At 30.6% G+C, this 3,141-nt stretch carries 3 protein-coding genes and 1 pseudogene; all 4 read right to left on the bottom strand.

From position 1 onward, the window contains the following. Window positions 1–474: pseudogene (locus ACIQ11_RS09885) on the bottom strand (hypothetical protein); the annotation flags it as partial. Window positions 475–575: 101 nt separating this feature from the next. Beyond that, window positions 576–1,286: a hypothetical protein gene (locus tag ACIQ11_RS09880; protein WP_396154483.1), complete on the bottom strand. Its 711-nt coding sequence runs from the start codon at window positions 1,284–1,286 to the stop codon at window positions 576–578. Next, on the bottom strand, window positions 1,273–1,845 hold the full coding sequence (locus tag ACIQ11_RS09875) for an RNA polymerase sigma factor (RefSeq protein ID WP_396154481.1): 573 nt from the start codon (window positions 1,843–1,845) through the stop codon (window positions 1,273–1,275). Before ACIQ11_RS09875 ends, ACIQ11_RS09880 begins: the two co-directional genes overlap by 14 nt. A gap of 214 nt (window positions 1,846–2,059) precedes the next feature. Beyond that, the gene (locus ACIQ11_RS09870) at window positions 2,060–3,040 is read right to left on the bottom strand and encodes a polyprenyl synthetase family protein (protein ID WP_396154479.1); all 981 of its coding nucleotides are present in this window, start codon (window positions 3,038–3,040) and stop codon (window positions 2,060–2,062) included. Between the last annotated feature and the right edge of the window lie 101 nt (window positions 3,041–3,141).

Raw genomic sequence — 3,141 nt, 5'->3', positions numbered from 1 at the left:
ATTGGCTACCATATTATTGGTGACTAAGTTATTGAAGCCTAACACCATAACAGTTTGACTAGTTGTTCTGTTTTCAGATTTGTTTTTGTCGTAGTATTTAGTTTTAAAACCACCAGGAAAGGAAAAGCTGTTTGTTTTTAGAGTATCAAGAGTTTCATTAATAGTAATTTTATCATTTACTAAATCTAATAATGCCTTTTCTTGCTCAGCAATTTTAGTTTCAATGTTTTTAGCTCGTTCTTCTGAAAATTTTGTTTTTAGCCTTTGACCTTCTTCATTTGTGATTTCACCTTTTTTTACTTGAGCATCTATTGATTCCACTTCTTTCTTTAAAATCTTTTTCTCTTCCTCGGTTATTACTTTAATGTTGACAGCAATCATTAAAAGTTGTTTTTCTATAGTTTTTTCTTGTGCGCACACTTTATTTACTAATGTTAGCAGCGCGATACTGATGTACAAAATAATTTTTTGCATAATTTAGGGGGTTTTAAAAGTTAGTTTTTATTTTAAATTTGTAGTATTCGAGTCCTCAGACAACTTTAGTTGGGGATTTATTTGGCTGAGGTTCTCGAAGCCTAATCGTAATTTCTGTTTACAAATGCTGATTTCGCTTGTATTAATTTTGTGATGGTTTTTTCTTTAAAGGTTTGATCCAATTCTGATTCTACAGCTTGTAATAACTCCTTTGGATTTACTCTTAAAGTAGACTTAAATGAACTAATATTACTTGGTTTCTTTTGTCCTTGCGCTTCTGCTAAAAGGGTTTCTGCTGAGGTGTAATTATAATTCGGTTCTTTAATCTCTTGTTTGATTCCTTCTTTTTTAATTTCGTTTACAGTAACGACTTCCTCTTGTTTAAAAAGTGCCATTTCATAGACTTCTAATTTAGAACTTTCTTTTTGAGTTGGAAGTATAGTAGTACTTTTTTTCGTTTCTGAAGTAGTACTTATTGTTGGGTTATTAGCCAATTTATTTTCAGATGAAAAACTACTTTCTTCAAAATTTTGTTTGTGCGTTTCTGTTTCGGAATTTGTTTTAGATGTAACAATTTCTTCAGTTGACGGCATCAATTTAGTTTTCTCGTTTTGTTGAAAGAAAACATATCCTACACCAGTAAATAAAAGAAATGTAGCTGCTATACTTAACCAAAAAAAGATTTTAGGTCGTTTTTTTTCTTCTGCAAGAGTCAGCATCGCGTCTAATTTGTTCCAAGCCGTTTCGGATGGTTCAATTGTACGAAAATTGAATTTTTCTTGTATGTTTTTATTAAAATTATCTTGTTCCATTTTCTTTATTTTTTAATATTGTAATTTGAGATTGTAACAATTTTTTTGCGTGTGATAATTGCGATTTTGATGTACCTTCTGAAATATGTAATAATTTAGCAATTTCATTATGTTTGTATCCTTCAATCACAAATAAATTGAAAACCATTTTATAGCCATCAGGCAAATTGTCTATTAAAAATTGAATATCATCTACAGAAAAATCACCTTCCATTTCGTAATTGTCTTCTGCTTCAGCATATACTATGTCTTCAATGTTTTTATGATTAAAACTGTTTTTCTTTACTCGTAAATAATCGATACATTCATGAATCATAATACGTTTTATCCAACCTTCAAAACTGCCTTTGTGTTCAAATTTCTTCAAACTGGTAAACATTTTCATAAAACCCGTAATCATAACATCTTCTGCATGATGCGTGTCTTTTATATACTGTCTGCAAGTACTCAGCATTTTAGAAGCATATTTGGTGTACAACAAATGTTGTGCTTGGCGATTATTAGTAATCGCTTCACAGATTAGTTGTGCTTCTTCTTTATGCAATGCGATTACTTTCATAGATTTAATTAGTCAATGTGCCAATTAGTCAATGTGCCAATTTATGTGCTTATTACTATAGACGAGAATGATTTAAAAAAGGTTGTATTGCAATTAGTCAATGTGCCAATTAAACAATATGTCAATTTATGTGCTTATTTCTACTGACGATTTAATAATTAAAAGGGTTGTATCAAATTGGCTAATGGAACATTGACTAATTGGCACATTAAAATTATATCTTTCTATCAATAACGTAGTTTACCATTAAAACAAGGGAATCTTTATATATAGATTCAGGAAAATCTTTGATAAGAAGAAGTGCTTCTTGTTGAAATTGTATCATTTTATGTTCGGCATAAGATAAACCTCCCTGATTTTTTACGAAGGCAATTACTTCTTTTACTCTTTTTTTATCTTTATTGTGATTTTTTATGGAATTAATCACCCAACTTTTTTCTTTTGAAGAACAGTTATTTAGTGTGTAAATAAGTGGTAAAGTCATTTTTTGTTCTTTGATGTCAATGCCTGTTGGTTTTCCGATGGCATCTTCTGTGTAATCAAATAAATCATCTTTTATTTGAAATGCCATTCCGATTAATTCGCCAAATTTCCGCATTTTTTCAATTGTTTTCGATTTATCTGGCGCAACTGCACAAGCACCAAGCGAACAACAAGCAGCTATTAGTGTGGCTGTTTTTTGTCGAATAATTTCGTAATAAATGTCTTCTGTAATGTCTAATTTTCTGGCTTTTTCTATTTGAAGTAATTCGCCTTCACTCATTTCTCTTACCGCTACAGAAATTATTTTTAGTAAGTCAAAATCGTTATTATCTATAGAAAGTAGTAGTCCTTTAGAAAGTAAAAAATCACCTACTAAAACAGCAATTTTATTTTTCCAAAGCGCGTTTATGGAGAAAAAACCACGGCGTTTATTGCTGTCGTCTACTACATCGTCGTGAACTAAAGTAGCGGTATGAATAAGTTCAATAACCGATGCGCCTCTATATGTTCTGTCATTTACCGTGCCGCCTGAAACCATTTTTGCTGTTAAGAACACAAACATTGGTCGCATTTGTTTCCCTTTTCGGTTGACAATATAATGCGTAATACGATTTAACAAGGCGACTTTTGAAGACATAGCCAATTGAAACTTTTTCTCGAAAAGTTCCATCTCGTAGGCTATGGGTTCTTTTATTTGCTCGGTTATTTTCATTTCCTCAAAGATACTACACATTAAAGGATTAGAAAAATATTTTTTTATATTAAACCTTTTTGATATTTTTGAGTCAAATACATTGAACTTTAAAATTATAG

The sequence above is a fragment of the Flavobacterium sp. genome (assembly GCF_044361065.1).
Taxonomy (GTDB): Bacteria; Bacteroidota; Bacteroidia; order Flavobacteriales; family Flavobacteriaceae; genus Flavobacterium.
The sequence above is the reverse complement of the archived record's forward strand: the minus strand, read 5'-3'. Positions and strand labels throughout refer to the sequence as shown.